This is a genomic window from Mycobacterium tuberculosis H37Rv (assembly GCF_000195955.2).
GTDB classification, from domain to species: Bacteria; Actinomycetota; Actinomycetes; order Mycobacteriales; family Mycobacteriaceae; genus Mycobacterium; species Mycobacterium tuberculosis.
Map to the genome: position 1 here is coordinate 2806281 of NC_000962.3, position 23552 is coordinate 2829832.

The window sequence follows — 23552 nt, forward strand, 5'->3', positions numbered from 1 at the left end:
TGCGACTAGTGACCCCTTGGTCTCTTGAGCCAGCGACCCCAACTACCGCCGCGACAGGCCTTGTTCTGATTTGCCGCGACGACCTCCCAGGTGGGTCGAACCCACTCTGTCGGCCAGCAGCAATGCCACCGAACCCGCCGCCACCGGATTGCCCACGTCGTCTTTGCTGACTTTGCTGCAGTCCAGAGGTGCCACGTCGGCACCCGGGTCAATCTCGCGCATGCCAGCCAGCATCGAGCCAGCGGGCACCGCAATACATCAGCACGTGTGACTAGATTGCTCCGAATTCTGTCGAACGCGGGTCCGCGTGATCTGCGCGTTTCGGTCGATGCTTTCGGCAGCCCGGCCTCCGATCATTAACGAACCCGAGACGAGGAGAGCGCCATGGTCGACACGAGCGCGCCCGCCAGCCGGCTGGACACCGATCCGCGCCGCGCTCATGTGAGTCTTAGTAAGCACCCCTACCAGATTGGAGTTTTCGGGTCCGGAACAATTGGTCCGAGAGTCTACGAACTGGCCTATCAAGTCGGTGCCGAGATCGCAAAGCAAGGCCACATTCTCATCAGTGGCGGGATGACTGGCACAATGGAAGCCTCCTCACGGGGTGCGTCGGACGCCGACGGCCTTGTCGTCGGCGTCCTGCCGGGCGACAAGTTTACCGATGGCAATGCCTATTCCACGATAAAGATTCTGAGCGGTATGCAGTTTGCTCGTAACTACATAACAGGTTTGAGCTGCCACGGAGCAATTGTCGTCGGCGGCTCGAGCGGCGCCTATGAAGAAGCCCGTCGTGTCTGGGAAGGCCGTGGCCCCGTGGTGGTTCTAGCGAACAGCGGATCGCCAACGGGTGCGTCTGCGCAAATGCTGTCCATGCAGGAAATCTTTGGGGTCGCCTTTCCGGAGGACAAACCCAAGCCCTGGCGAGTCTTTTCGGCGGCAACCCCCGCCGAATCGGTGTCGCTTGTCATTGGCCTGATCCGGAAAGGATATGCCCAACATGAGCCGTAGGATAATTAACGAGTTCGGAGTACAGATCTACGGGGCCACGATAGGTGACACCTGGGCCGGGCTGGTCAGGGCGGTGCTTGACCTTGGGTCTCAGTGTTTTGACGAAGACCGAGAGCGTATAGCGCTGTCCAACGTCCGCATCAAGTCTTCGGTGCAGAATTATCCCGATCTCACTATTGAAGAACATTGCAACAGCGCCCAACTAAAGGCCATGCTAGATTTCATGTTCAACACCGATACCATGGAGGATATCGATGTGGTCAAGAGCTTCAGTCGTGGCGCAAAAAGCTACCATCGCCGGATAAAAGAAGGACGAATGATTGAGTTCGTAATTGAGCGACTGAGTCTAATTCCGGAAAGCAAGAAAGCAGTGGTCGTGTTCCCGACTTACGAGGATTACGCGGCGGTCATGCGTAATCATCGAGACGATTACTTGCCTTGCCTTGTTTCGATACAGTTCCGCTTGTTGCCAGACGGCAAAGATTACGTCTTCCACACGACGTTCTATTCGCGGTCCATGGACGCCTGGCAAAAAGGTCACGGCAATCTTTTGTCTATCGCCAAGCTATCGGATTGGGTGCGAGAGAACGTCAGTGCGCGCATTGGGCGCAAGATCATGCTTGGCCCGCTTGATGGCATGATTTGTGATGTTCATATCTACAAGGAGACGTATGCAGAGGCTTGCAAGCGTTTGGCCAACCTCGACCTTAGGCGAACACAATTTGACGCGGTGCGGAATTAGTGAGGACGCTAAGCCTCCCCAGCTGATGCGTTGATGCGCTAGCATCAGGGCTGTGCGAACGACACTTGACCTTGACGACGATGTGATCGCCGCGGCACGTGAACTTGCCTCCAGCCAGCGCCGCTCGCTCGGCTCGGTGATTTCCGAACTCGCACGCCGTGGTCTCATGCCCGGACGCGTCGAGGCTGACGACGGGCTGCCGGTGATCCGCGTTCCAGCCGGGACCCCGCCGATCACACCGGAGATGGTCCGTCGCGCGCTCGATGAGGACTGACGCGGGTGGCGCTGCTCGACGTCAACGCATTGGTCGCGCTGGCGTGGGACTCACACATCCACCACGCCCGGATCCGCGAGTGGTTTACCGCCAACGCCACGCTCGGCTGGGCGACTTGCCCGCTCACCGAAGCCGGCTTCGTGCGGGTGTCGACGAACCCAAAAGTACTTCCCAGCGCGATCGGGATCGCAGACGCTCGACGGGTCCTCGTGGCACTACGCGCCGTGGGAGGCCACCGCTTCCTGGCTGACGACGTATCGCTCGTCGATGACGATGTTCCGTTGATCGTCGGTTATCGCCAGGTGACCGACGCCCATCTGCTGACACTCGCCCGCCGGCGCGGCGTCCGCCTGGTCACCTTCGACGCCGGTGTCTTCACCCTCGCCCAACAACGCCCCAAGACGCCAGTGGAGCTGCTGACCATCCTCTAACCAAAGCTGCCAGCCCGCCCGGCTACAGATCCAACAGCGCGGTCTCCGGCGACTCGATCAGATCCCGCAGCTCACACATGAACTGGGCCACCTGAGCACCATCGACAACGCGGTGGTCGAACACACAAGTCAACGTCATCGTCGGCCGTGCGACAACCTCGCCGCCGACGACCACCGGGCGCGGCTTGATCGCCCCCAGACCCAGGATCGCCGCTTCGGGATGGTTGATCACCGGCACGCCGTCGTCGACTCCCAGCGCCCCGAAGTTCGACACCGTGAACGTCGAACCGCGCAGCTCCGCGGGTGTGAGAGTGCCTTCACGTGCGCCGGTGATTAATTCCGCTACGCGGGAGGCAAGTTCGCGGGTGTTCTTGTCCTGGGCGTCGGTCACCACCGGCACCAGCAATCCACGCTCAGTGGCCGCGCCGAACCCCAGATGCACACCGCGATGCACGTGTACTTGCGGGCCTTCGCCCGAGTCGACCCACGTCGAGTTGAGAATTACGTTGTGTTTCAATGCAATAACCAGCAGCCGCAGCGTCAGCGCGAACGGTGTAATCTCGGGCGCCGCCGAAACGAACCGGTCGCGCAGCCGCAGCAGTTCGGCGCAAATTACCTCAACGCTGGCCTTTGCGGTCGGAATCTCCTTGTGGGACAACGTCATTTTTTCGGCCATCCGCGCGTGCACGCCGTGGACCGGCCGCACGTCCGGCCCGGCTCCGACGCCGCCTCGAGCAGCGGCCAGCACATCGGCCCGGGTGATCACACCGCCGGCGCCCGACCCACGCTGCAATGCGGCCAGGTCGACCGCCAACTCTTTGGCCAGCTTGCGCACTACCGGTGCCGCCAGCGGCCGGCTTGTCCGTCTACTGGTTTCGATCGCGGTGTCGGCACCGTAGCCGACCAACGTGGGGACCGCTCCTTCACCGTTAGGCTGCGCAACTGCCGTGGGCCCGGTGTCGATCCGAACTAGCTCCGCGCCCACTTTGAGCACATCGCCTTCGGCGCCGCCTAACTCGACGATCCGGCCGGCATACGGGCTGGGGATTTCGACCTCGGCCTTGGCGGTCTCCACCGAACACAGCGTCTGGTTGATCTCCACATCGTCGCCGACGGCGACGCTCCAACACGTCACCGTCACTTCCTGCAGTCCCTCGCCGAGGTCGGGCACCGGGAAAGACCTGATGCTGTCCTCACCGCTCATGGCTGACGCAGCACACGTTCGACGCAGTCCAACAGCCGGTCGGGGCCGGGTAACCACAATTTTTCCAACCGCGCAGGCGGGTAGGGTGTGTCAAAACCGCAGGCACGCAACACCGGAGCCTCCAATTGGTAGAACATCTCTTCCTGGATGCGCGCGGCCAGACCGGCACCATAGCCGAGGCTGCGCGGCCCTTCGTGCATCACCACGCAACGCCCGGTGCGCTGGATCGACGCAGCAATGGTGTCGAAGTCCAGCGGCGCCAACGACCGCAGATCGATAACCTCCAGACTCCAATCATGTTGCTGCTCTGCAGTATCCGCGCTAGACAGGGCGGTGCTCACCAGGTTTCCGTACGTTACCACGGTCACATCGGTGCCGGACCGGCGCACCATCGCGTGCCCGATCGGCGGTTCCGGCCGGCTAGTGTCGACCATCCCGCGGCCGTGGTAGCGGCGTTTGGGCTCCAGATACATCACGGGGTCCGGGCAGGCGATAGCGTGCCGCAGCAGCCAGTAAGCGTCACCGGGTGTCGACGGCACCACCACCTTGAGGCCCGCGGTGTGCACCCAGTAGGACTCCGTGGAGTCCGAATGATGTTCGGCCGCACCGATACCGCCAAACGAGGGGATCCGGACGGTCACCGGCATGTCCACCTCACCGCGGGTGCGAGTCCGGTACTTGGCCAGATGGCTCACCACTTGGTCGAAAGCCGGATAGGAAAAGCCGTCGAACTGGATTTCTGGCACCGGCACAAAGCCACGTAGTGCCAACCCGACGGCTATTCCGATGATCGCGGACTCCGCCAGTGGCGTGTCGAAGCACCGGTCTGCACCGAACGTATCGGCCAGTCCCTCGGTCACCCGAAACACCCCACCCTCGACCGCGACATCCTCGCCAAACACCAATACCCGCTCGTCGGCGGCCATCGCGTCGTACAGGGCGCGGTTGATCGCCTGGACCATGGTCAACGACTGCGTGATGTCGCTCACCGCTACCGCAAGCGTCTCATCCGGCCTGGCCGGACGGTCTGCGATTTGAGTCATGCCCGCCTCCTCAGTCAGTCCGCGCCAGTTCGGCACGCAGCTGTTCGCGCTGCGCCTGCAACCCGGGTGTGATTTCGGCGTACACCGTGGTGAACACCTCATCGACGTCGAAGTCAGGCGCATCAAAGACCGCGTCGCGTAGCTCGGACCGCACGTGTTTTGCCCGAGCCGTCACCTGTTCCTCGAGGCGTTGCGACCACAGGCCCTGATCTTGTAAGTAAGTGCGATAGCGCGGAATCGGGTCCAGCGTCGCCCAGCGGTCCACCTCCTCCTGGCTGCGGTACCGGGTTGGATCATCGGCGGTGGTGTGCGGACCAAGACGGTAAGTGACCGCCTCGATCAGCGTTGGACCGTCGCCGGCCCGAGCCCGAGCGGCAGCTTCGGCCATCACCGCATAGCATGCCAGCACGTCGTTGCCGTCCACCCGGATGCCTGGCATCCCGTAGCCAATCGCCTTGTGCGCGATAGATGGTGCGGCGGTCTGCCTGGATACCGGCATCGAGATTGCCCACTGGTTGTTCTGCACGTAGAACACGCACGGTGTGGTGAACACCGCCGCGAAATTGAGCGCCTCATGTACGTCGCCCTCGCTGGTGGCGCCGTCGCCCAGAAAGGCCACCGTCACGGAGTCCTCGTCCAGGCGTTGCGCGGCCATCGCCGCGCCCACCGCGTGCAAGGTCTGGGTGCCGATGGGAACCGACATCGGTGCACAGCACTTCGTGGTGAATTGCAGCCCGCCGTGCCAGGTTCCACGCCACGCGACCCCAACATGTCCAGGCGGGATGCCACGCACTAGGTAGACGCCCAATTCTCGGTATTGGGGGAACAACCAGTCGGTTTTGCGTAGGCAAGCCGCCGCACCCACCTGCGCGGCTTCCTGCCCGCGACAGGGCGTGTACAACGCCAGCTCCCCCTGGCGCTGCAGATTGACGAATTCGGTATCCAGCTCGCGGGTGACCACCATCATCTCGTAGAGCCAACGCAGCGTTTCCTCAGGAAGGTCACGGTGGTAGCGGCGTTCGGCCGTCGGCGTACCGTCCGGGCCGACGAGTTGCACCGGCTCAAGATCGACAGACATCAACATCCCAGATGGCCTCCGAGAACCCTCCCCCATACCGTCTCCTCAGCTCGCGATCACAACGCGGTTACGCGTCAGAAGATGCCGTGCGTTCCATCCTTAGCGTCGGCGCTGGTGGTGCGGCGCTCACAGCACATCCCGCCTGGGAAACCGCTGCGAGCCGAAGTTGATCGCCGGCCGCACCAAAGCTTCCGCTCGCCGCAACACTGGCGCTTCCTCCATTATGCCCCCAAATGTGAAGAGTCCGGACCGATCGCGAACGCATCGCAACCGTGTCGCGGGGGATCTGCGCCCTCATTCGGAGGTGGCTTCCCCGGCTCGCCGCAACATCGTTTCCGCGTGCGTGAGCACTGGAGAGTCGACCATCTGGCCTTCGAACGCGAACGCCCCACGCTCGCTTCGCGACGCGGCCAAAACCCGCCGAGCCCAGGCCAGCTTCTCGTGGCTGGGTCGATAGGCCTTGCGCACCACCGGGATCTGACTCGGGTGAATGCACACGGTCACGTCAAAGCCCACCGCCGCGGCGTCTCTGGCCTCTTCCTGCAAGCCCTCGACATCGAGGATATCCAGATGTACGGCATCGAGCGCGAGACGGCCGAACGCGGACGCGGCGAGCAGGATGGTCGAGCGGACATGTCGGGCCACGTCACGATAGGCACCGTCGGCCCGCCGGCTCGAGCTACCGCCAAGGGTGGCGATCAAGTCTTCGGCACCCCACATCATTCCCACGGTGGGATCGGCCGCGGCGATTTCGGCGGCGCACACGGCACCGCGCGCGGTCTCCACCAGCGCGATGACATCACGCGGCGCAAGCTCGATGACTTGGGCCGCCGATTCGGCCTTGGGCAGCATCACCGTGGTATAGGCGGTGCCTGCGAGGGCCTCCAGATCGCGGGCCTGATCAGCAGTACCGCCCGCATTGATACGCACCACCGTGCGTTCCGGGTCCAGCGGGGTGTCCCGCAACGCATTGCGCGCGGCAGGCTTCTGCGCCTCGGCCACGCCGTCCTCGAGGTCGAGAATCACCACGTCGGCCGCGGCGGCAGCCTTCGCAAAGCGTTCCGGACGATCGGCAGGGCAGAACAGCCACCCCGGACCGGCGGCACGCAGGTTCATTGCGCCTCCTTAATGGACTGCTTTTGGACCAGCGTCGTGCGCACCGCGCGGGCCACCACCTCACCGTGCTGGTTGCGGGCGATGTGCTCGAGTGTGACGATGCCCTCGCCGGGCCGGCTTTTCGACTCACGTTTACCGGTACAGACGGTCTCTGCATAAAGCGTGTCGCCGTGGAAGACCGGTTTGGGAAACGACACCTCGGAGAAGCCGAGGTTGGCCACGATGGTGCCCAACGTCAACTGCGCAACCGACAGACCGACCATCGTCGAGAGAGTGAACATCGAGTTCACCAGCCGCTCGCCCCGAAAACCCGGCTGCTGCCCAGCCCACGCCGCGTCGAGGTGCAGTGACTGGGTGTTCATCGTCAGCGTGGTGAACAACACGTTGTCGGCCTCGGTGACCGTGCGGCCGGGCCGGTGCAGGTATGTGGTGCCGATCTGGAACTCTTCAAACCACAAGCCTCGTTGAAGAATCCTTCTGCCGACTGTGGATCCTGCGACGCGACACGCCGATACGGCGTCGTCAGATTCACGGTCGCCGGCGTGCTTTGTCACTGCAGTCCCAACGATCGCGCGATAAGCATCAGCTGCACTTCCGTGGTGCCCTCACCAATCTCGAGCACCTTGCTGTCGCGGTAATGACGCGCCACCGGATATTCGTTCATAAAGCCGTATCCGCCGTGTATCTGGGTGGCATCGCGGGAGTTGTCCATCGCCGCCTCCGAGGAGATCATCTTCGCGATCGCCGCCTCCTTCTTGAAGGGCTTGCCCGCCAACATCTTTGCGGCGGCATCATAGTACGCTGTGCGGGCAACATGGGCGCGTGCCTCCATCCGCGCGATCTTGAAGCCGATCGCCTGATAAGCGCCGATCGGCTGGCCAAACGACTGACGCTGGTTGGCGTACTTGACGCTCTCGTCAACACAGCCCTGCGCCGCGCCGGTGGCCAGCGCTGCAATCGCAATCCGGCCCTCGTCCAGGATGGACAAGAAGTTGGCATAGCCGCTCCCCCGGGCTCCCAGCAGGTTCTCCCTCGGGACCCGCGCATCGGCAAATGTCAGTGGGTGGGTGTCCGAGGCGTTCCAGCCGACCTTGTTATAGACCGGTTCCACGGTGAATCCCGGTGTGCCGCTGGGCACGATGATCGTCGAAATCTCTTTCTTGGCATCCGCAGCGGTTCCGGTGGTCCCGGTAACCGCAGTGACGGTGACCAGCGATGTGATGTCGGTGCCCGAGTTGGTGATAAATTGCTTGGAGCCGTTGATGATCCACTCGTCACCTTCGAGACGCGCCGTGGTGCGGGTGCTGCCCGCGTCCGATCCCGCTCCCGGCTCGGTGAGACCAAAACCGGCGAGCGCACGGCCAGACGTCAAGTCGGGCAACCACTTCTGTTTCTGCTCCTCGGTACCGAACCGGTAGATCGGCATCGCACCCAGGCCCACCGCGGCCTCCAGCGTGATCGCTACCGATTGGTCAACCTTGCCCAGCTCCTCAAGTACCAGCGACAGCGCGAAGTAGTCGCCGCCCATGCCGCCGTACTCCTCCGGAAACGGCAGCCCGAACAGGCCCATCTCTCCCATCTTGGCGACAATTTCGTATGGGAAGCTGTGTTCCGCATCGTGTTTGGCCGATACCGGCGCGACCACGGTGCGCGCAAAATCGGCCACCGTATCCCGAAGATCTTGGTATTCCTTGGGTAATATCCCCCCAGAAATCGTTGTAGTCGTTGTGGTCATGATCCTAGTCCTTGATCCTCGCCAGTACCTGTTCGACTTTCACCTGATCGCCAACGGACACCAACACCTGTACCCGTCCCGAAACCGGCGCCTCCAGCGAGTGCTCCATCTTCATCGCTTCCACCACCACCACCACATCACCCGCAGAGATCTGGGAGCCGGACTCGACCTGCACGGCGATCACGCTGCCAGGCATAGGGCTGACGACCTCCGCCGGCCGCGCACCCACGGCGCGGTGAATCTTGTGCTCCTCGGCCTCGCGCAGGTGCCAAGTCCCGCGCTCGTCGGCGATCCACAGGTGCCGGTCAGCCTCTGCCCACCGATAATCCCGGCGCAGCCCGCTTATCGTCACGCTCATCTGTTCTCGGGTGACCTGCACGCTCGCACAATCGATCTCACCATCGCCAACCTGAACCTGCGCCGACTCGGGTGGCCCCCACACCGAAACGGTCTCGCTGCGCAGCGGGGTGCGCATGGCGGTGCGGACCGGTGCCATATGGCCCCCGCCGCGCCATCCGGACGGCGCGGCCCACAGGTCGCCCTGTGCGCGCCGGGCCAGGGCCCACTGGCGGTAGAGGCCGCCGGCAGCTAGCACGTCGTCAGGCGCCGGCCGCGCAGTGAAATCGGCCGATCGCTCGTCCAGTACAGCGGTGTCCAAATCCCCGACCCGCACCCGCTCGTCGGCGAGCAGAAAGCGAAGGAACTCGACATTGGTCTGCACTCCCAGCACCGCAGTCCGCGCCAGCGCCTGGTCCAGCCGATCCAGCGCTTCCTCGCGATCGGCCCCGTGCGCAATCACCTTGGTGAGCAACGGGTCGTAATCACTGCCGACCACCGTGCCGCCTAGCAGTGACGAATCCACCCGCACCCCGGGGCCGGCGGGTTCGAACACCGCCAGCACCCGGCCGCCGGTGGGCAGGAATTCCCGCGCGGGATCCTCCGCATACACCCGAGCCTCGATCGCGTGCCCACGCAGCTCGATGTCGTTTTGGGCGAAGCCCAACTTTTCGCCCGCACCCACCCGCAACTGCCACTCGACCAGGTCCAATCCAGTAATCGCCTCGGTGACCGGGTGTTCCACCTGCAGCCGGGTATTCATCTCCATGAAAAAGAACTCGTCGGGGCGCTGCGCGGAGACGATGAACTCCACCGTGCCGGCGCCGACGTAGTCCACGCAGCGGGCGGTGTTGCAGGCCGCGACCCCGATGCGCTCGCGGGTCTGCGGGTCAAGCAGTGGCGACGGCGCCTCCTCGATAACCTTCTGGTGGCGCCGCTGGAGGCTGCACTCACGCTCACCCAGATGCACCACGTTGCCGTGAGCGTCGGCAAGCACCTGCACTTCGATGTGCCTGGGCCGCAACACAAACCGCTCCAGGAATAGCGTATCGTCCCCGAACGAAGACATGGCTTCGCGCCGGGCACTCACCAGCGCCTCAGGCAGCCGCGCCGGATCTTGCACTAACCGCATCCCTTTGCCGCCGCCGCCGGCCGACGGTTTGATCAGCACCGGATAGCCCACCTCAGCGGCAGCGGTGACCAGCGCGTCGTCCGTCAGCCCGGCGCGCGCCACACCGGGCACCACCGGAACATCGAAAGCGGCGACCGCGTTCTTGGCGGCGATCTTGTCGCCCATCACCTCGATCGCGCGCGCCGGCGGACCCAGGAACACCACCCGGGCGCGTTCACACGCCGCAGCGAAATCGGCATTCTCGGCAAGAAACCCGTAGCCCGGATGGATCGCCTGGGCTCCGGTGCGCGCCGCAGCATCGAGCACCTTGCCGATATCGAGGTAGCTTTCGCGTGCTGGGGCGGGCCCCAGCCGCACCGCAGCGTCCGCCTCCAAGACGTGGCGGGCATCGACGTCGGGGTCGCTGTAGACCGCGACCGACCGGATGCCTAGCCGGCGCAGCGTCCGAATCACCCGAACCGCGATCTCACCGCGGTTGGCCACTAGTACGGTGTCAAACATCGCCTCACATCCGGAAGACGCCGTAGCCAACCTGATCCAGCGGAGCGTGGGCACACAACGAAAGGGCAAGCCCAACAACCGTTCTGGTGTCCGCAGGGTCTATGATACCGTCATCCCACAGCCGGGCAGTTGAATAGTAGGGGTTACCCTGGTCTTCGTACTGCGCTCGGATGGGCGCCTTGAACGCTTCCTCCTCGTCGGGTGACCAGGGTGTGCCGGCCGCGGACAGCTGCTCGCCGCGCACGGTCGCCAACACGGACGCGGCCTGCTCACCGCCCATCACCGAGATCCGCGCGTTCGGCCACATCCACAGGAACCGGGGCGAGTACGCGCGTCCGCACATCGAATAGTTACCCGCACCATAGGATCCGCCGATCACCACGGTCAACTTGGGCACCCGCGCGCAGGCCACCGCGGTGACCATCTTGGCGCCATGCTTGGCGATTCCGCCGGCCTCGTAGTCGCGGCCGACCATGAAGCCGGCGATGTTCTGCAGGAACAGCAGCGGAATCTTGCGTTTGTCGCACAGCTCGATGAAATGCGCTCCCTTGAGCGCGGATTCGCTGAACAACACGCCGTTGTTGGCGACGATCCCGACCGGGTGGCCGTGGACGCGTGCAAACGCAGTCACCAGAGTCTTGCCGTATTTAGCCTTGAACTCGCTGAATTCGCTGCCGTCAACAATCCGCACGACGACCTCATGAACGTCGTAAGGGACCCGGGGATCCGGGGGCACCACATCGTAGAGCTCGGCCTGCGGGTACTTGGGCTCGACCGAACGGCGCACATCCCATTGGGCGGGTTCGCACGGGCCGAAGGTGTCCGCGATCGCGCGCACGATCCGCAGCGCGTCCTCGTCGTCGTCAGCCAGATGGTCGGTGACACCGGACGTGCGCGAGTGCAAGTCGCCACCGCCAAGTTCCTCGGCCGAGACGATCTCGCCGGTGGCCGCCTTCACCAGTGGCGGACCGCCGAGGAAGATCGTGCCCTGCTCACGGACGATGACGGCCTCGTCACTCATCGCCGGCACATAAGCGCCACCCGCCGTGCAGGAGCCGAGAACCGCCGCCACCTGCGGAATGCCCTTGGCGCTCATCGTCGCCTGGTTGTAGAAGATCCGCCCGAAATGCTCGCGGTCGGGAAACACCTCGTCTTGGCGGGGCAGGAAGGCGCCGCCGGAGTCGACCAGATAGATGCACGGCAGCATATTCTGCAGCGCGACCTCCTGGGCGCGCAGGTGCTTCTTGACCGTCATCGGGTAGTAGGTACCGCCCTTGACCGTCGCGTCGTTGGCGACGATCACGCACTGGCGTCCGGATACCCGGCCGATCCCGGTGATGATTCCCGCGCCCGGGGATTCGTCGCCGTACATGCCGCCAGCGGCCAGCGGAGCCAGCTCGAGGAAAGGGCTGCCCGGGTCGAGCAGGCGGTCCACCCGTTCGCGGGGCAACAGCTTGCCGCGGCTGACGTGGCGTTTCCGGGCGCGTTCGTTGCCGCCCAGGGCGGCGGCGGCGAGCTTATTGTTCAATTCCGCCACCAGCCGGCGGTGCTCGTCGGCGAACGAGGGGGCTATTGCTATCGACGGGGTGGTCACTGGGTCGCCAGGTCCCGAAGCACAAGGGGCGGTTGAGTCTTCGCGACTACCTCGTCGACCGACACGCCAGGAGCGGTCTGGACCAGGTGCAGGCCGTCAGCGCAGACATCGATGACCGCGAGTTCAGTGACAATGCGGTCGACGCAGCCCACACCGGTCAACGGCAATGTGCACCGCTCTAGGATCTTGGGGCTACCGTCCTTGGCGGTGTGCTCCATCATCACGATCACCTTGCGAGCGCCGTGTACCAGATCCATCGCGCCGCCCATGCCCTTGACCATCTTGCCGGGGATCATCCAGTTGGCTAGGTCACCGGTGACCGAAACCTGCATCGCGCCAAGCACTGCGACATCAAGGTGGCCACCGCGGATGATTCCGAACGAAGTCGACGAGCTGAAGAATGCGGCACCCGGCAGCGTGGTGACCGTCTCCTTGCCCGCGTTGATCAAATCGGCATCCACGTCCTCCCGCCGCGGGTAGGGGCCGACGCCGAGGATGCCGTTCTCCGAGTGCAGGACGACATGGACGCCGTCGGGAATGTGGTTGGGAATCAGGGTGGGCATGCCGATGCCAAGGTTGACATACTGACCGTCTTCGAACTCCGCGGCCACCCGTGCGGCCATCTCGTCTCGGCTCCAGCCCGGGGCGCTCATTGCCGCACCGTCTCCCTCTCGATCTTCTTGGCGGGGTTGGGCACATGAACCACCCGGTGCACAAACACGCCCGGGGTGTGTACGGTGGCAGGGTCGATCTCACCCGGCTCGACCAAGTGCTCGACCTCGGCGATCGTGATCCTGCCTGCGGATGCGCACTCCGGGTTGAAGTTGGCCGCGGCGTGGCGGTACATCAGGTTGCCGTGCCGGTCCCCCTGCCAGGCATGCACCAGTGCGAAGTCGGTCCGGATCCCCCGCTCGAGGACATAGGTGACACCATCGAACTCCCGAGTCTCCTTGGCCGGCGACACCACCGCCACCCCGCCCGAGGCGTCGTAGCGCCACGGCAACCCGCCGTCGGCGACCTGGGTACCGACCCCTGCCGGTGTATAGAAGGCCGGTATGCCCATCCCTCCGGCCCGCAACCGCTCGGCCAGCGTGCCCTGCGGGGTCAGTTCCACCTCGAGCTCGCCCGCGAGGAACTGGCGGGCGAACTCCTTGTTCTCCCCCACGTAGGAGGAGACTGTCCGGCGAATTCGCTTGTGTTGCAACAATAGTCCCAGACCAACACCGTCGATTCCGCAGTTGTTCGAGACTGTTTCCAGGTCGGTGACACCGCTATCCACCAACGCTGCGATCAGTGCTTCGGGGATGCCGCAAAGCCCGAATCCACCAACCGCAAGCGACGACCCGTTGGCTATGTCTGCGACCGCCTCCGCGGCGGTGGCCACCACCTTGTCCATACCGCAGAGCCTCCTAGCATTTCAGTTAATTATCATTAACTGAGGTGAGAATACCATTGCCCCCGCGGTGCGTCTAGGGACCTCACTGTTGGCCGCGGAGGTATTCGAGCGCCTGTTGTCGCATCTCCACTTTGCGTACTTTGCCGGTGACGGTCATCGGGAACTCGTCGACGATCCACAGGTACCGCGGGATCTTGAATCGCGCGATGCGGCCCATGCAGTACTCGCGCAGCCGCTCGATGGTCAGTTCCGGCGCGTCGTTTCTCAGCTTGACCACCGCCATGAGCTCTTCGCCGTATTTGGCGTCGGGCACCCCGATGACGTGACCGTCGACAATATCGGGATGCGTGTGGAGGAGTTCCTCGATCTCCCGCGGCGAGATGTTCTCGCCGCCCCGGACGACGAGGTCTTTGATCCGGCCGGCGATCCGCACGTACCCGGACGGGTCCATCTCAGCCAGATCTCCGGTGTGCATCCAGCCGTCGGCGTCGATCACCTCCGCAGTCTTCTGCGGGTCATTCCAGTACCCGGCCATCACCGAATAGCCTCGCGTGCAGAACTCGCCGACCACCCCGCGCGGGACCGTCTCGCCCGTGGCCGGATCCACCACCTTGATCTCAAGGTGTGGACCCACCCGACCGACCGTGCCGACCCGTCGATCCACCGAGTCGTCGGCGCGCGTCTGCGTGGAAACCGGTGACGTTTCGGTCATTCCATAGCAGATCGAGACCCCGGGCATATGCATGCGTGAGATCACCTTGCGCATCACCTCGACCGGGCACGCGGCGCCGGCCATAATCCCGGTGCGCAGACTGCCCAGTTCGTAGTCGGTGAAGTCCGGCAGGCCCAGCTCGGCGATGAACATCGTCGGCACGCCGTACAAGCTGGTGCATCGCTCGTCCTGCACCGCGCGCAGCGTGGCCGCAGGGTCAAAGCCCGGCGCCGGGATCACCATGGCCGCCCCGTGACTGGTGGCCGCCAGATTTCCCATTACCATGCCGAAGCAGTGGTAGAAGGGCACCGGGATGCAAATCCGATCTTGTGCGGTGTACCCGAGCAGCTCGCCCACCAGGTAGCCGTTGTTGAGGATATTGCGGTGGCTTAGCGTGACACCCTTCGGGTATGCCGTTGTGCCGGAGGTGTATTGGATGTTTACCGGATCACTGCCGTCTAGCCTCGCCGCGGTCTGCTGCAGCGCAGGCAGATCGGGCTCGGCACCCGCCAGCGCGTCCCAGCGATCGCTTTCCAGCAAAATCACGTCGGCCAGATCGGGGCATCGCGGCCCAACCTCGGCCAGCATCGCGGCATAGTCCGCATCCTTGAAACTCGCTACGGCAATCACCATCGCGACACCGGACTGCCTAAGCGCATACTCCACTTCGCGGACCCGATAGGCGGGGTTTATGGTCACTAGGATCGCGCCGATCTCAGCGGTCGCGTACTGGACGAGCACCCACTCCCACCGGTTCGGCGCCCAGATGCCGACCCGATCGCCCGGGCCGATCCCCGCCCGCACCAGCCCCGTCGCCAGCCGGTGCACGTCAGTCAGCAGTTCGCTGTAATTGAACCGTCGCCGGGCCACCATGTCCACGAGTGCTTCCCGATGTCCGTACCTGGCAGCGGTCGCTGCGAGGTTGGCGCCGATGGTCGACTCGAGCAATGATGGCGCACTCGGACCGCGATCATAGGAAAGCCGATTGGGGTCTACGACTTCCGCGGCTGCCACGGTTCCTCCGCCTGGTGCCTACCGCATGTCTGACTCGCGTTAACATCGAATAGCTCGTGCTACGTTAGTGACGATTAACCGAAGTGTCCAGCATGAGTCGTGTACGGAGACCGTCGTGACAGCGTCCGCCCCGGACGGTCGGCCCGGCCAGCCCGAGGCCACAAATCGTCGCAGTCAGCTGAAGTCCGACCGACGATTCCAACTCTTGGCAGCCGCCGAACGATTGTTTGCCGAACGAGGATTCCTGGCGGTGCGACTGGAGGACATCGGCGCCGCCGCGGGCGTCAGCGGTCCGGCCATCTACCGACACTTCCCCAACAAAGAGTCGCTGCTGGTGGAATTGCTGGTCGGCGTCAGTGCGCGACTTCTTGCCGGCGCACGCGATGTGACGACCCGCAGCGCTAACTTGGCCGCGGCACTGGATGGCCTCATCGAGTTTCACCTTGACTTCGCACTCGGCGAAGCAGACCTCATCCGGATCCAGGACCGGGACCTAGCGCACCTGCCGGCCGTCGCTGAGCGGCAGGTGCGTAAGGCCCAGCGACAGTACGTGGAGGTCTGGGTCGGGGTGCTGCGCGAGCTGAACCCAGGCCTGGCCGAAGCCGACGCCCGGCTGATGGCCCACGCCGTGTTCGGACTGCTGAACTCCACCCCGCATAGCATGAAAGCGGCCGACAGCAAGCCGGCACGGACGGTGCGTGCACGCGCCGTCCTACGGGCGATGACGGTCGCCGCGCTATCGGCCGCGGATCGTTGTCTATAGCTCGCCAGGCTGCGATGTCGCCGGGTACATCAGCGCACCCGCACCCAGCGCGGGTACCCTGCATGCCATGAGGTGGACATGAACGATCCACGTCGCCCCCAGCGGTTTGGTCCCCCTCTATCCGGGTACGGGCCGACCGGACCGCAGGTTCCCCCCAATCCGCCGACCGCCGACCCGGCTTACGCCGACCAGTCGCCGTATGCATCCACGTACGGCGGTTACGTTTCCCCGCCGTGGTCTCCAGGAGGGCCCCCGCCAAGGCCTCCCCAGTGGCCCCCAGGCCCCCACGAGGCCAGTCCGACCCAACAGCTGCCGCAGTACTGGCAATACGACCAGCCCCCACCGGGCGGATTTCCCCCCGACGGGCTGACTCCCCCGCCACCGCAAGGGCCGAGAACGCCGCGCTGGTTGTGGTTCGCCGCCGGCTCAGCCGTGCTGCTCGTCGTCGCGTTGGTCATCGCACTGGTTATCGCCAACGGCTCGGTCAAAAAGCAAACCGCGATCGAGCCGTTACCCCCCATGCCCGGGCCTAGCCCGACACGTCCGACCACGACCACACCGACCCCACCCTCACCCAGCGCCGCACCGGCACCGACAACTACGACCGGTACGCCCAGTGAGACGGTCGCCGGCGCGATGCAAACCGTTGTCTACGACGTCACGGGGGAAGGCCGGGCAATCAGCATCACGTACATGGATAGCGGCAACGTCATACAGACCGAGTTCAACGTCGCCCTGCCGTGGCGGAAAGAGGTCAGCCTGTCAAAGTCGTCCTTGCATCCCGCTAGCGTCACGATCGTCAACATCGGCCACAACGTCACCTGCTCGGTCACCGTGGCCGGGGTTCAGGTACGCCAGCGCACCGGGGCGGGGTTGACCATCTGCGACGCTCCCAGCTAGGAGGATTGCGCCGTCGTCAGCGCACCGCCGTGCCGCGACACCTGTACCCGCAGCATGAGCAGCAGGCCGGTTGTCAACACGAGGCACACGCCGCCGAGCCCGGCACGGACCGTGTGGAACACGTCGACGAAGACCGAAAACAACCACGGCCCCAGAAACGACACCGCCCGGCCGGTCATCGTGTAGAGCCCAAAGGCCACACCCTCCTTGCCGTGCTGCGCCATATGCAGCAGCAGAGCGCGTGCCGACGACTGCGCCGGCCCGATGAACACACACAACAGCAGCCCGCACGCCCAGAACGCCGTTGGGCCCGACAACGTCAGCAACGTGAGCGCCGCGGCGATGATGGCGGCCAGTGATCCGACGATGACCGGTTTGGACCCGATCCGGTGGTCGACGAACCCACCCAGCACGGCCCCCACCGCAGCCACCACGCTTGCGGCCGCACCAAAGATCAGGACATCGGCCTGGGTGAGCCCGTATGCGTTGACGCCAAGTACCGCGCCGAAGGCGAAAATGGCCGCCAGCCCGTCGCGGAATATCGCGCTGGCCACCAGGAAGTAGACCAAGTTGCGGTCGCGCCGCCACTCCGCGCTGATCTCCGTCCACAGCTTGCGGTAGCCGCCCAGCAGGCCGGTCGAAGGATGAGACGCCGCACCGGAATCGGGTAGTCGGTGCGCGACCAACAACAATGGCAGGCCCAGCAACGCCAACCAGGCCGCCGCAACCAGCATCGCCATTCGCACGTTGAGTCCGTTCGCGACGGGTAGCTGCAGCAGGCCGCGCTGCGAACCGCTACCTGACATGAAACCCAGATAGATCACCAGCAAGAGCGCGACGCTGCCGACATAGCCCGACGCCCAACCGAAGCCGGAGATCCGGCCCGCCGTGCTGGGTGTGGACAGTTGGCGCAGCATCGCGTTGTACGGAACGCTGGACAAATCGCTGGACGCCGCGGTGGCCGCGAGCAAAACCAGCCCGGCCCACAGGTAGCGGGGGTCGTCGCGGATCAGGAACATTGCGCAGGTCAGCGCGACCGCGGTGCCGGTCAGCACAGACAGTGCCACCCGACGGCGGTGCGGAGACTCCACCCACACGCCGACGACGGGCGCCAGCACCCCGATGGTCAACCCGGCGACCGCCCCCGCACGACCCAACCAACTCGCCGGTGAGGTGCCGCCCGGCAGACCCTGACCCACGGCGCTGGTCAGGTAGACGGAGAACACAAAGGTTGTCACGATCGCGTTCAGACCGGTGGAACCGCAATCCCACATGGCCCACGCCACCACCCGGAAGTGCAGGAGGGTGCCCGCGCGCGACCCCGGGTTATTCATGTCCGGCACTTTATTGCTTTTGGCAGCGACCCGCTGCGCCCGGCTCCGCCGCGCTCGCGATCGCTACGTGTCTACGATTGGCGCATGCCGATACCCGCGCCCAGCCCCGACGCACGTGCCGTTGTCACCGGGGCTTCGCAGAACATCGGCGCGGCGCTGGCCACCGAACTGGCCGCACGCGGGCACCACCTGATCGTCACCGCACGACGCGAGGACGTGTTGACCGAGTTGGCTGCCCGGCTGGCCGACAAGTACCGCGTCACGGTCGACGTGCGACCGGCCGATCTGGCCGATCCGCAAGAACGATCGAAACTGGCCGACGAGCTGGCTGCCCGGCCCATCTCGATCCTGTGCGCCAACGCGGGTACCGCGACATTCGGCCCGATCGCATCGCTCGATCTTGCCGGCGAAAAGACGCAGGTGCAGTTGAATGCCGTGGCGGTGCACGACCTTACGTTGGCGGTGTTGCCGGGCATGATCGAGCGCAAGGCCGGCGGCATCTTGATTTCTGGTTCGGCGGCCGGCAATTCACCGATTCCCTACAACGCCACCTATGCCGCGACCAAGGCCTTCGTGAACACCTTCAGCGAATCTCTGCGCGGTGAGCTACGCGGCTCCGGCGTGCACGTCACGGTGCTGGCCCCGGGCCCGGTTCGCACCGAGCTACCGGATGCCTCCGAAGCGTCACTGGTCGAGAAGCTGGTGCCGGACTTCCTGTGGATCTCGACGGAGCACACCGCCCGGGTATCGCTGAATGCCTTGGAGCGCAACAAGATGCGCGTCGTTCCGGGTCTGACGTCAAAGGCGATGTCGGTGGCCAGCCAATACGCTCCGCGCGCCATCGTGGCGCCAATCGTGGGTGCCTTTTACAAGAGGCTTGGGGGCAGCTAGGCATCACTTCCGGCGGCGGCGCCCGGTGCCGAAGATGCTGCGGGTGATCTCGCGTGCGGTGGTGTTGAGGACGCTCTTGACGGTCGGATTCTTGAGTATCTCCTCCCACACCGCGGGGCCCTGCGGCTCCACCGGAGCGGGCATCGGCGGAACTTCAAAATCGTCCGGCCAGGGCAGCGGATCGTACTGCCCCCTTGGGGCTGGGGCCTCCTGGGCCGGGGCCTCTTGCGCCGGCGCGAGTTTGGCGCTCAGTATCTCGTGGGCTGACGGGCGGTCGATGGTCTGGCCATATACGGCCTGCAACGAGCTTGCCTGGGCCGCGGCGCCAATCGCTTCGGCTCCGATCGCGGCCATCAGCGACCGTGGCGCTCGCATCCTGGTCCAGGCGACCGGCGTCGGTGCGCCCTTCTCCGATAGCACGGTGACGACGGCCTCGCCGGTGCCCAGCGACGTCAGCGCGGACTCCAAGTCGTAGACATCGGTTTTCGGGTAGGTGCGCACGGTCTTGCGCAGCGCCTTGTGGTCGTCGGGGGTAAACGCGCGCAGCGCGTGCTGAATTCGGGCTCCCAGCTGGGAGAGGACATCGTTGGGTAGATCCGTGGGCAGCTGGGTGCAGAAGAACACCCCAACACCCTTGGAACGGATCAGCTTCACGGTCTGCTCGACCTGCTCGAGAAAGGCCTTCGAGGCATCGGTGAACAACAGGTGCGCCTCGTCGAAAAAGAACACCAGTTTGGGCTTGTCCAGGTCACCCACCTCGGGCAGGAAGGTAAACAGGTCCGCCAGCACCCACATCAGAAAAGTGGAGAACATCGCCGGGCGCAACGCCTGGCTCCCGAACTCCAGCAACGAGATGATGCCCCGACCCTGGCTGTCGACGCGCAGCAGGTCCTCGGGCCTCAGTTCGGGCTCACCGAAGAATGTGTCGGCACCTTCGGCTTCCAGGTTGACCAAAGCCCGCAGGATGACCCCGGCCGTCGTGGGCGACACCGCCCCAAGGGATTTCAGCTCTACCTTGCCCTCATCACTGGTCAGATGGGTAATGACCGCCCGCAGATCCTTCAGGTCCAGCAGCGGAAGTCCTCGTTGGTCGGCCCAGTGAAAGATCAGGCCCAGTGTAGATTCCTGGGTAGCGTTGAGCCCCAACACCTTTGCCAGCAGAATCGGGCCGAAGCTGGAGATGGTCGCACGCACCGGAACCCCGACGCCACTGGCACCCAGCGACAGGAACTCCACCGGGAAGGCCGTCGGCACCCAGTCGTCACCGGTGTCTTTCGCACGGGCGGCCGTCTTGTCGGCGGCCTCCCCCGGGCGGGCCAGACCGGACAAATCGCCCTTCACGTCGGCCATCAGCACTGCCACCCCCGCCGCACTGAGCTGTTCGGCGATCAGCTGCAGCGTCTTGGTCTTGCCGGTTCCGGTGGCCCCGGCGACCAGACCGTGCCGGTTGACGGTGGCCAGCGGAATGCGAATCTGCGCGCTCGGGTCGGGTTCGCCGTCGACGACGACGGTGCCCAACTGCAGGGCCTGGCCTTCGACGGTGTAACCCGCCGCGATCCGCTGCGCGGGCCCGCCAGGTCCACCGGCCGCCGATTCGGTGCCCATAGCTGGATCACACTACTTGCCCGGGGGAGACAGCCGCGACGGCTCGCATGCGCCTACGCTGAGCGCTGTGCAAGACGAACTGGTGTGGATCGACTGCGAGATGACCGGGCTCGATCTGGGTTCGGACAAGCTGATCGAGATAGCCGCCCTGGTCACCGATGCCGATCTGAACATTCTCGGCGACGGGGTGGACGTGGTGATGCACGCCGACGACGCCGCGCTGTCGGGCATGATCGACGTGGTCGCCGAGATGCACTCGCGGTCGGGGCTGATCGACGAGGTGAAGGCATCCACGGTCGACCTAGCGACCGCCGAGGCCATGGTGCTCGACTACATCAACGAGCACGTCAAGCAGCCCAAGACCGCCCCACTGGCCGGCAACTCGATCGCCACCGACCGCGCGTTCATCGCCCGCGACATGCCCACGCTGGACTCGTTTCTGCACTACCGAATGATCGACGTCAGCTCGATCAAGGAACTGTGCCGGCGCTGGTATCCGCGGATCTACTTCGGCCAGCCGCCCAAGGGGCTGACGCACCGGGCGCTGGCCGACATCCACGAATCCATCCGCGAACTGCGGTTCTACCGCCGCACCGCGTTCGTGCCCCAGCCCGGCCCTTCTACCAGCGAAATCGCGGCCGTCGTCGCCGAGCTTTCCGACGGGGCGGGCGCGCAGGAAGAAACAGATTCGGCCGAGGCGCCCCAGAGCGGTTAATATCGACGTCGCCGCTCATTAGCCCCCGCGGGGGCGGCCGGCGGCCATGGTGAGTGTAGTTCAGTTGGTAGAGCACCAGGTTGTGATCCTGGGTGTCGCGGGTTCGAGTCCCGTCACTCACCCCAACAGGGCGGCAGGGTGTTTATGGCCCTGGGCCCTTTGCTGTCCCCGCCGAGGGCGTGCACCTGCAACCTTCGTGTCTATGATCTGGTCCTGTGGCGAATTCGACCACTCGCCGCGACTGCACCTGGCCGCCCGCTCCAACACCCGCCGGTCAAACTGCCATCGGACAGCATGTTCCCCGTCGCCAGGGCCTTGGCAGGTGTCGGTTTGCCCGGTCTATTTGCCTGCCGCGCAACTATCGCACCTCCGGCGTGGCTTGTTCGGACTCACTCGGTGTTTCGTGCCATGGTTGATGTGCAGGACGTTTGAGACCCCAACCAGCTAGACCAGGATGAGCGCTTCTGCGTCAGCCGACAAGGTCGTATGCGAGTGCTGCGAGCTCTGTGTTCCTAAACAGCTCGCGTCAGCGATTCGCAACCCATACGGACTCGTCCGTGGGTGGCGCTGTCGCATCTGTAACGAGCACCAAGGCCAGCCGGTCAAGATGGCGCAAGACCACGAAGAGGAGGTCCGCATCCGTTGGGGCGAGACGGTGGACGAACTCCACGCTGCGCTGGACCGCGCCGGGCCAAGGCCAGGGACGTGGTGTACGAGTGAAGGTTCCTCGCGTGATCCTTCGGGTGGCAGTCTAGGTGGTCAGTGCTGGGGTGTTGGTGGTTTGCTGCTTGGCGGGTTCTTCGGTGCTGGTCAGTGCTGCTCGGGCTCGGGTGAGGACCTCGAGGCCCAGGTAGCGCCGTCCTTCGATCCATTCGTCGTGTTGTTCGGCGAGGACGGCTCCGACGAGGCGGATGATCGAGGCGCGGTCGGGGAAGATGCCCACGACGTCGGTTCGGCGTCGTACCTCTCGGTTGAGGCGTTCCTGGGGGTTGTTGGACCAGATTTGGCGCCAGATCTGCTTGGGGAAGGCGGTGAACGCCAGCAGGTCGGTGCGGGCGGTGTCGAGGTGCTCGGCCACCGCGGGGAGTTTGTCGGTCAGAGCGTCGAGTACCCGATCATATTGGGCAACAACTGATTCGGCGTCGGGCTGGTCGTAGATGGAGTGCAGCAGGGTGCGCACCCACGGCCAGGAGGGCTTCGGGGTGGCTGCCATCAGATTGGCTGCGTAGTGGGTTCTGCAGCGCTGCCAGGCCGCTGCGGGCAGGGTGGCGCCGATCGCGGCCACCAGGCCGGCGTGGGCGTCGCTGGTGACCAGCGCGACCCCGGACAGGCCGCGGGCGACCAGGTCGCGGAAGAACGCCAGCCAGCCGGCCCCGTCCTCGGCGGAGGTGACCTGGATGCCCAGGATCTCTCGGTAGCCCTCGGCGTTGACGCCGGTGGCGATCAAGGTGTGCACTCCGACGACGCGGCCTGCCTCGCGCACCTTGAGCACCAGGGCGTCGGCGGCGAGGAAGGTATACGGGCCGGCATCGAGCGGGCGGGTCCGAAACGCCTCTACGGCTTCGTCGAGCTCTTTGGCCATGATCGACACTTGCGACTTGGAAAGCTTTGTCACACCAAGTGTTTCGACCAGGCGCTCCATCCGGCGAGTGGATACTCCCAGCAGGTAGCAGGTCGCCACCACGCTGGTCAGTGCGCGTTCAGCTCGCTTGCGGCGCTGCAGCAGCCAGTCCGGGAAATAGCTGCCCTGGCGCAGCTTGGGGATCGCGACGTCGATGGTTGCGGCACGGGTGTCGAAATCACGGTGGCGGTAGCCGTTGCGCTGATTGGACCGCTCATCGCTGCGTTCGCGGTAGCCCGCCCCGCACAGGGCGTCGGCTTCAGCCCCCATCAAGGCGGCGATGAACGTCGAGAGCAGCCCGCGCAGCAGATCCGGGCTCGCCTGTGCGAGTTGGTCAGCCAGAAGCTGCTCGGTGTCGATAAGATGAGAAGAGGTCATTGCGTCATTTCCTTCGATTGACTTTTGCT

Annotated in this window: 23 protein-coding genes, 1 tRNA gene and 2 other annotated features (1 of these 26 only partly in view); of the genes, 9 read left to right on the top strand and 15 right to left on the bottom strand. The window is 64.8% G+C overall.

The features are described 5' to 3' along the window. Window positions 1-42 precede the first annotated feature (42 nt). The gene (locus Rv2490a) at window positions 43-249 is read right to left on the bottom strand and encodes a hypothetical protein (RefSeq protein ID YP_009030040.1); all 207 of its coding nucleotides are present in this window, start codon (window positions 247-249) and stop codon (window positions 43-45) included. Beyond that, window positions 88-345: a repeat region (258 bp direct repeat 2. This region is a possible MT-complex-specific genomic island (See Becq et al.,2007).), on the top strand. (Overlaps the previous gene by 162 nt.) A 39-nt stretch (window positions 346-384) precedes the next feature. Between Rv2490a and Rv2491 the strand changes: the two genes are divergently transcribed. The 4 genes from Rv2491 to vapC38 are packed head-to-tail and all read left to right on the top strand — an operon-like array spanning window position 385 to window position 2455. Further along, complete coding sequence (locus tag Rv2491) at window positions 385-1008, top strand: hypothetical protein (protein ID NP_217007.1); 624 nt, start codon at window positions 385-387, stop codon at window positions 1006-1008. Then, complete coding sequence (locus Rv2492) at window positions 998-1750, top strand: hypothetical protein (RefSeq protein NP_217008.1); 753 nt, start codon at window positions 998-1000, stop codon at window positions 1748-1750. Before Rv2491 ends, Rv2492 begins: the two co-directional genes overlap by 11 nt. A gap of 52 nt (window positions 1751-1802) precedes the next feature. After that, on the top strand, window positions 1803-2024 hold the full coding sequence (vapB38, locus tag Rv2493; RefSeq protein NP_217009.1) for an antitoxin VapB38: 222 nt from the start codon (window positions 1803-1805) through the stop codon (window positions 2022-2024). Between the two features lie 5 nt (window positions 2025-2029). Continuing rightward, a complete protein-coding gene (gene vapC38, locus Rv2494; RefSeq protein NP_217010.1) occupies window positions 2030-2455 on the top strand; it encodes a ribonuclease VapC38 in 426 nt (141 codons plus the stop codon). Window positions 2456-2477: 22 nt separating this feature from the next. Here vapC38 and bkdC read toward each other — a convergent pair whose 3' ends face one another. The 11 genes from bkdC to fadD35 all read right to left on the bottom strand — a co-directional run bounded on the left by bkdC (window position 2478) and on the right by fadD35 (window position 15316). Next, window positions 2478-3659 (bottom strand): branched-chain keto acid dehydrogenase E2 component, encoded by a 1182-nt coding sequence (gene bkdC, locus Rv2495c; protein NP_217011.1) that lies wholly within the window; start codon window positions 3657-3659, stop codon window positions 2478-2480. Next, the gene (gene bkdB, locus Rv2496c) at window positions 3656-4702 is read right to left on the bottom strand and encodes a 3-methyl-2-oxobutanoate dehydrogenase subunit beta (RefSeq protein ID NP_217012.1); all 1047 of its coding nucleotides are present in this window, start codon (window positions 4700-4702) and stop codon (window positions 3656-3658) included. Before bkdB ends, bkdC begins: the two co-directional genes overlap by 4 nt. Window positions 4703-4712: 10 nt before the next feature. Further along, the gene (gene bkdA, locus Rv2497c) at window positions 4713-5816 is read right to left on the bottom strand and encodes a 3-methyl-2-oxobutanoate dehydrogenase subunit alpha (protein NP_217013.1); all 1104 of its coding nucleotides are present in this window, start codon (window positions 5814-5816) and stop codon (window positions 4713-4715) included. A gap of 258 nt (window positions 5817-6074) precedes the next feature. Beyond that, complete coding sequence (gene citE, locus Rv2498c; RefSeq protein ID NP_217014.1) at window positions 6075-6896, bottom strand: citrate (pro-3S)-lyase subunit beta; 822 nt, start codon at window positions 6894-6896, stop codon at window positions 6075-6077. Continuing rightward, on the bottom strand, window positions 6893-7450 hold the full coding sequence (locus Rv2499c; RefSeq protein ID NP_217015.1) for an oxidase regulatory-like protein: 558 nt from the start codon (window positions 7448-7450) through the stop codon (window positions 6893-6895). Before Rv2499c ends, citE begins: the two co-directional genes overlap by 4 nt. After that, window positions 7447-8631 carry an acyl-CoA dehydrogenase FadE19 gene (fadE19, locus tag Rv2500c; protein NP_217016.1) on the bottom strand — a complete coding sequence of 395 codons (1185 nt, stop codon included), beginning with the start codon at window positions 8629-8631 and terminating at the stop codon, window positions 7447-7449. The genes Rv2499c and fadE19 overlap by 4 nt, the downstream gene beginning before the upstream one ends. A 4-nt stretch (window positions 8632-8635) precedes the next feature. Further along, window positions 8636-10600 (bottom strand): acetyl/propionyl-CoA carboxylase subuit alpha, encoded by a 1965-nt coding sequence (gene accA1, locus Rv2501c; protein NP_217017.1) that lies wholly within the window; start codon window positions 10598-10600, stop codon window positions 8636-8638. A gap of 4 nt (window positions 10601-10604) precedes the next feature. Continuing rightward, on the bottom strand, window positions 10605-12194 hold the full coding sequence (gene accD1 / locus Rv2502c) for an acetyl-/propionyl-CoA carboxylase subunit beta (RefSeq protein ID NP_217018.1): 1590 nt from the start codon (window positions 12192-12194) through the stop codon (window positions 10605-10607). After that, a complete protein-coding gene (scoB, locus tag Rv2503c) occupies window positions 12191-12847 on the bottom strand; it encodes a succinyl-CoA:3-ketoacid-CoA transferase subunit B (protein NP_217019.1) in 657 nt (218 codons plus the stop codon). The genes accD1 and scoB overlap by 4 nt, the downstream gene beginning before the upstream one ends. Then, entirely contained in the window at window positions 12844-13590 is a 747-nt protein-coding gene (gene scoA / locus Rv2504c; protein NP_217020.1) for a succinyl-CoA:3-ketoacid-CoA transferase subunit A, read from the bottom strand. Before scoA ends, scoB begins: the two co-directional genes overlap by 4 nt. An 82-nt stretch (window positions 13591-13672) precedes the next feature. Then, window positions 13673-15316, bottom strand: coding sequence for a fatty-acid--CoA ligase FadD35 (gene fadD35 / locus Rv2505c; RefSeq protein ID NP_217021.1), 1644 nt, complete (start codon window positions 15314-15316; stop codon window positions 13673-13675). A 115-nt stretch (window positions 15317-15431) separates the two neighbouring features. Here fadD35 and Rv2506 point away from each other — a divergent pair, with 115 nt between their 5' ends. Further along, complete coding sequence (locus tag Rv2506; RefSeq protein NP_217022.1) at window positions 15432-16079, top strand: TetR family transcriptional regulator; 648 nt, start codon at window positions 15432-15434, stop codon at window positions 16077-16079. 78 nt (window positions 16080-16157) lie between these two features. Next, window positions 16158-16979, top strand: a complete 822-nt coding sequence (locus tag Rv2507) for a hypothetical protein (RefSeq protein NP_217023.1) — start codon at window positions 16158-16160, stop codon at window positions 16977-16979. On the opposite strand, the gene Rv2508c is transcribed toward Rv2507, so the two are convergent. After that, window positions 16976-18313 carry an integral membrane protein gene (locus Rv2508c; protein NP_217024.1) on the bottom strand — a complete coding sequence of 446 codons (1338 nt, stop codon included), beginning with the start codon at window positions 18311-18313 and terminating at the stop codon, window positions 16976-16978. The genes Rv2507 and Rv2508c overlap by 4 nt on opposite strands. Window positions 18314-18397: 84 nt before the next feature. Between Rv2508c and Rv2509 the strand changes: the two genes are divergently transcribed. Then, the gene (locus Rv2509) at window positions 18398-19204 is read left to right on the top strand and encodes a short-chain type dehydrogenase/reductase (RefSeq protein ID NP_217025.1); all 807 of its coding nucleotides are present in this window, start codon (window positions 18398-18400) and stop codon (window positions 19202-19204) included. Window positions 19205-19207: 3 nt separating this feature from the next. On the opposite strand, the gene Rv2510c is transcribed toward Rv2509, so the two are convergent. Continuing rightward, the gene (locus Rv2510c; protein ID NP_217026.1) at window positions 19208-20809 is read right to left on the bottom strand and encodes a hypothetical protein; all 1602 of its coding nucleotides are present in this window, start codon (window positions 20807-20809) and stop codon (window positions 19208-19210) included. A gap of 67 nt (window positions 20810-20876) precedes the next feature. Here Rv2510c and orn point away from each other — a divergent pair, with 67 nt between their 5' ends. Together orn and hisT are read left to right on the top strand one after the other, a co-directional pair. After that, the gene (gene orn / locus Rv2511) at window positions 20877-21524 is read left to right on the top strand and encodes an oligoribonuclease (protein ID NP_217027.1); all 648 of its coding nucleotides are present in this window, start codon (window positions 20877-20879) and stop codon (window positions 21522-21524) included. Window positions 21525-21573: 49 nt separating this feature from the next. Next, window positions 21574-21646 (top strand) — tRNA-His (gene hisT / locus Rvnt29). 562 nt (window positions 21647-22208) lie between these two features. Beyond that, window positions 22209-23552: a mobile genetic element (IS1081-3, len: 1450 nt. Insertion sequence IS1081.), on the bottom strand; it runs 106 nt beyond the window's last position. Here the strand turns inward: hisT and Rv2512c are convergent. Beyond that, entirely contained in the window at window positions 22276-23523 is a 1248-nt protein-coding gene (locus Rv2512c) for an insertion sequence element IS1081 transposase (RefSeq protein ID NP_217028.1), read from the bottom strand. It overlaps the preceding feature by 1248 nt.

What these genes read in the sequence shown, in the direction of transcription:
- scoA (NP_217020.1), bottom strand. Translation starts at nt 13,590, where the DNA reads ATGGACAAGGTGGTGGCCACCGCCGCGGAGGCGGTCGCAGACATAGCC.
- Rv2508c (NP_217024.1), bottom strand. Translation starts at nt 18,313, where the DNA reads ATGAATAACCCGGGGTCGCGCGCGGGCACCCTCCTGCACTTCCGGGTG.
- citE (NP_217014.1), bottom strand. Translation starts at nt 6,896, where the DNA reads ATGAACCTGCGTGCCGCCGGTCCGGGGTGGCTGTTCTGCCCTGCCGAT.
- bkdA (NP_217013.1), bottom strand. Translation starts at nt 5,816, where the DNA reads ATGGGGGAGGGTTCTCGGAGGCCATCTGGGATGTTGATGTCTGTCGAT.
- Rv2492 (NP_217008.1), top strand. Translation starts at nt 998, where the DNA reads ATGAGCCGTAGGATAATTAACGAGTTCGGAGTACAGATCTACGGGGCC.
- Rv2491 (NP_217007.1), top strand. Translation starts at nt 385, where the DNA reads ATGGTCGACACGAGCGCGCCCGCCAGCCGGCTGGACACCGATCCGCGC.
- Rv2507 (NP_217023.1), top strand. Translation starts at nt 16,158, where the DNA reads ATGAACGATCCACGTCGCCCCCAGCGGTTTGGTCCCCCTCTATCCGGG.
- bkdB (NP_217012.1), bottom strand. Translation starts at nt 4,702, where the DNA reads ATGACTCAAATCGCAGACCGTCCGGCCAGGCCGGATGAGACGCTTGCG.
- Rv2512c (NP_217028.1), bottom strand. Translation starts at nt 23,523, where the DNA reads ATGACCTCTTCTCATCTTATCGACACCGAGCAGCTTCTGGCTGACCAA.
- fadE19 (NP_217016.1), bottom strand. Translation starts at nt 8,631, where the DNA reads ATGACCACAACGACTACAACGATTTCTGGGGGGATATTACCCAAGGAA.
- scoB (NP_217019.1), bottom strand. Translation starts at nt 12,847, where the DNA reads ATGAGCGCCCCGGGCTGGAGCCGAGACGAGATGGCCGCACGGGTGGCC.
- Rv2509 (NP_217025.1), top strand. Translation starts at nt 18,398, where the DNA reads ATGCCGATACCCGCGCCCAGCCCCGACGCACGTGCCGTTGTCACCGGG.
- bkdC (NP_217011.1), bottom strand. Translation starts at nt 3,659, where the DNA reads ATGAGCGGTGAGGACAGCATCAGGTCTTTCCCGGTGCCCGACCTCGGC.
- accA1 (NP_217017.1), bottom strand. Translation starts at nt 10,600, where the DNA reads ATGTTTGACACCGTACTAGTGGCCAACCGCGGTGAGATCGCGGTTCGG.
- Rv2510c (NP_217026.1), bottom strand. Translation starts at nt 20,809, where the DNA reads ATGGGCACCGAATCGGCGGCCGGTGGACCTGGCGGGCCCGCGCAGCGG.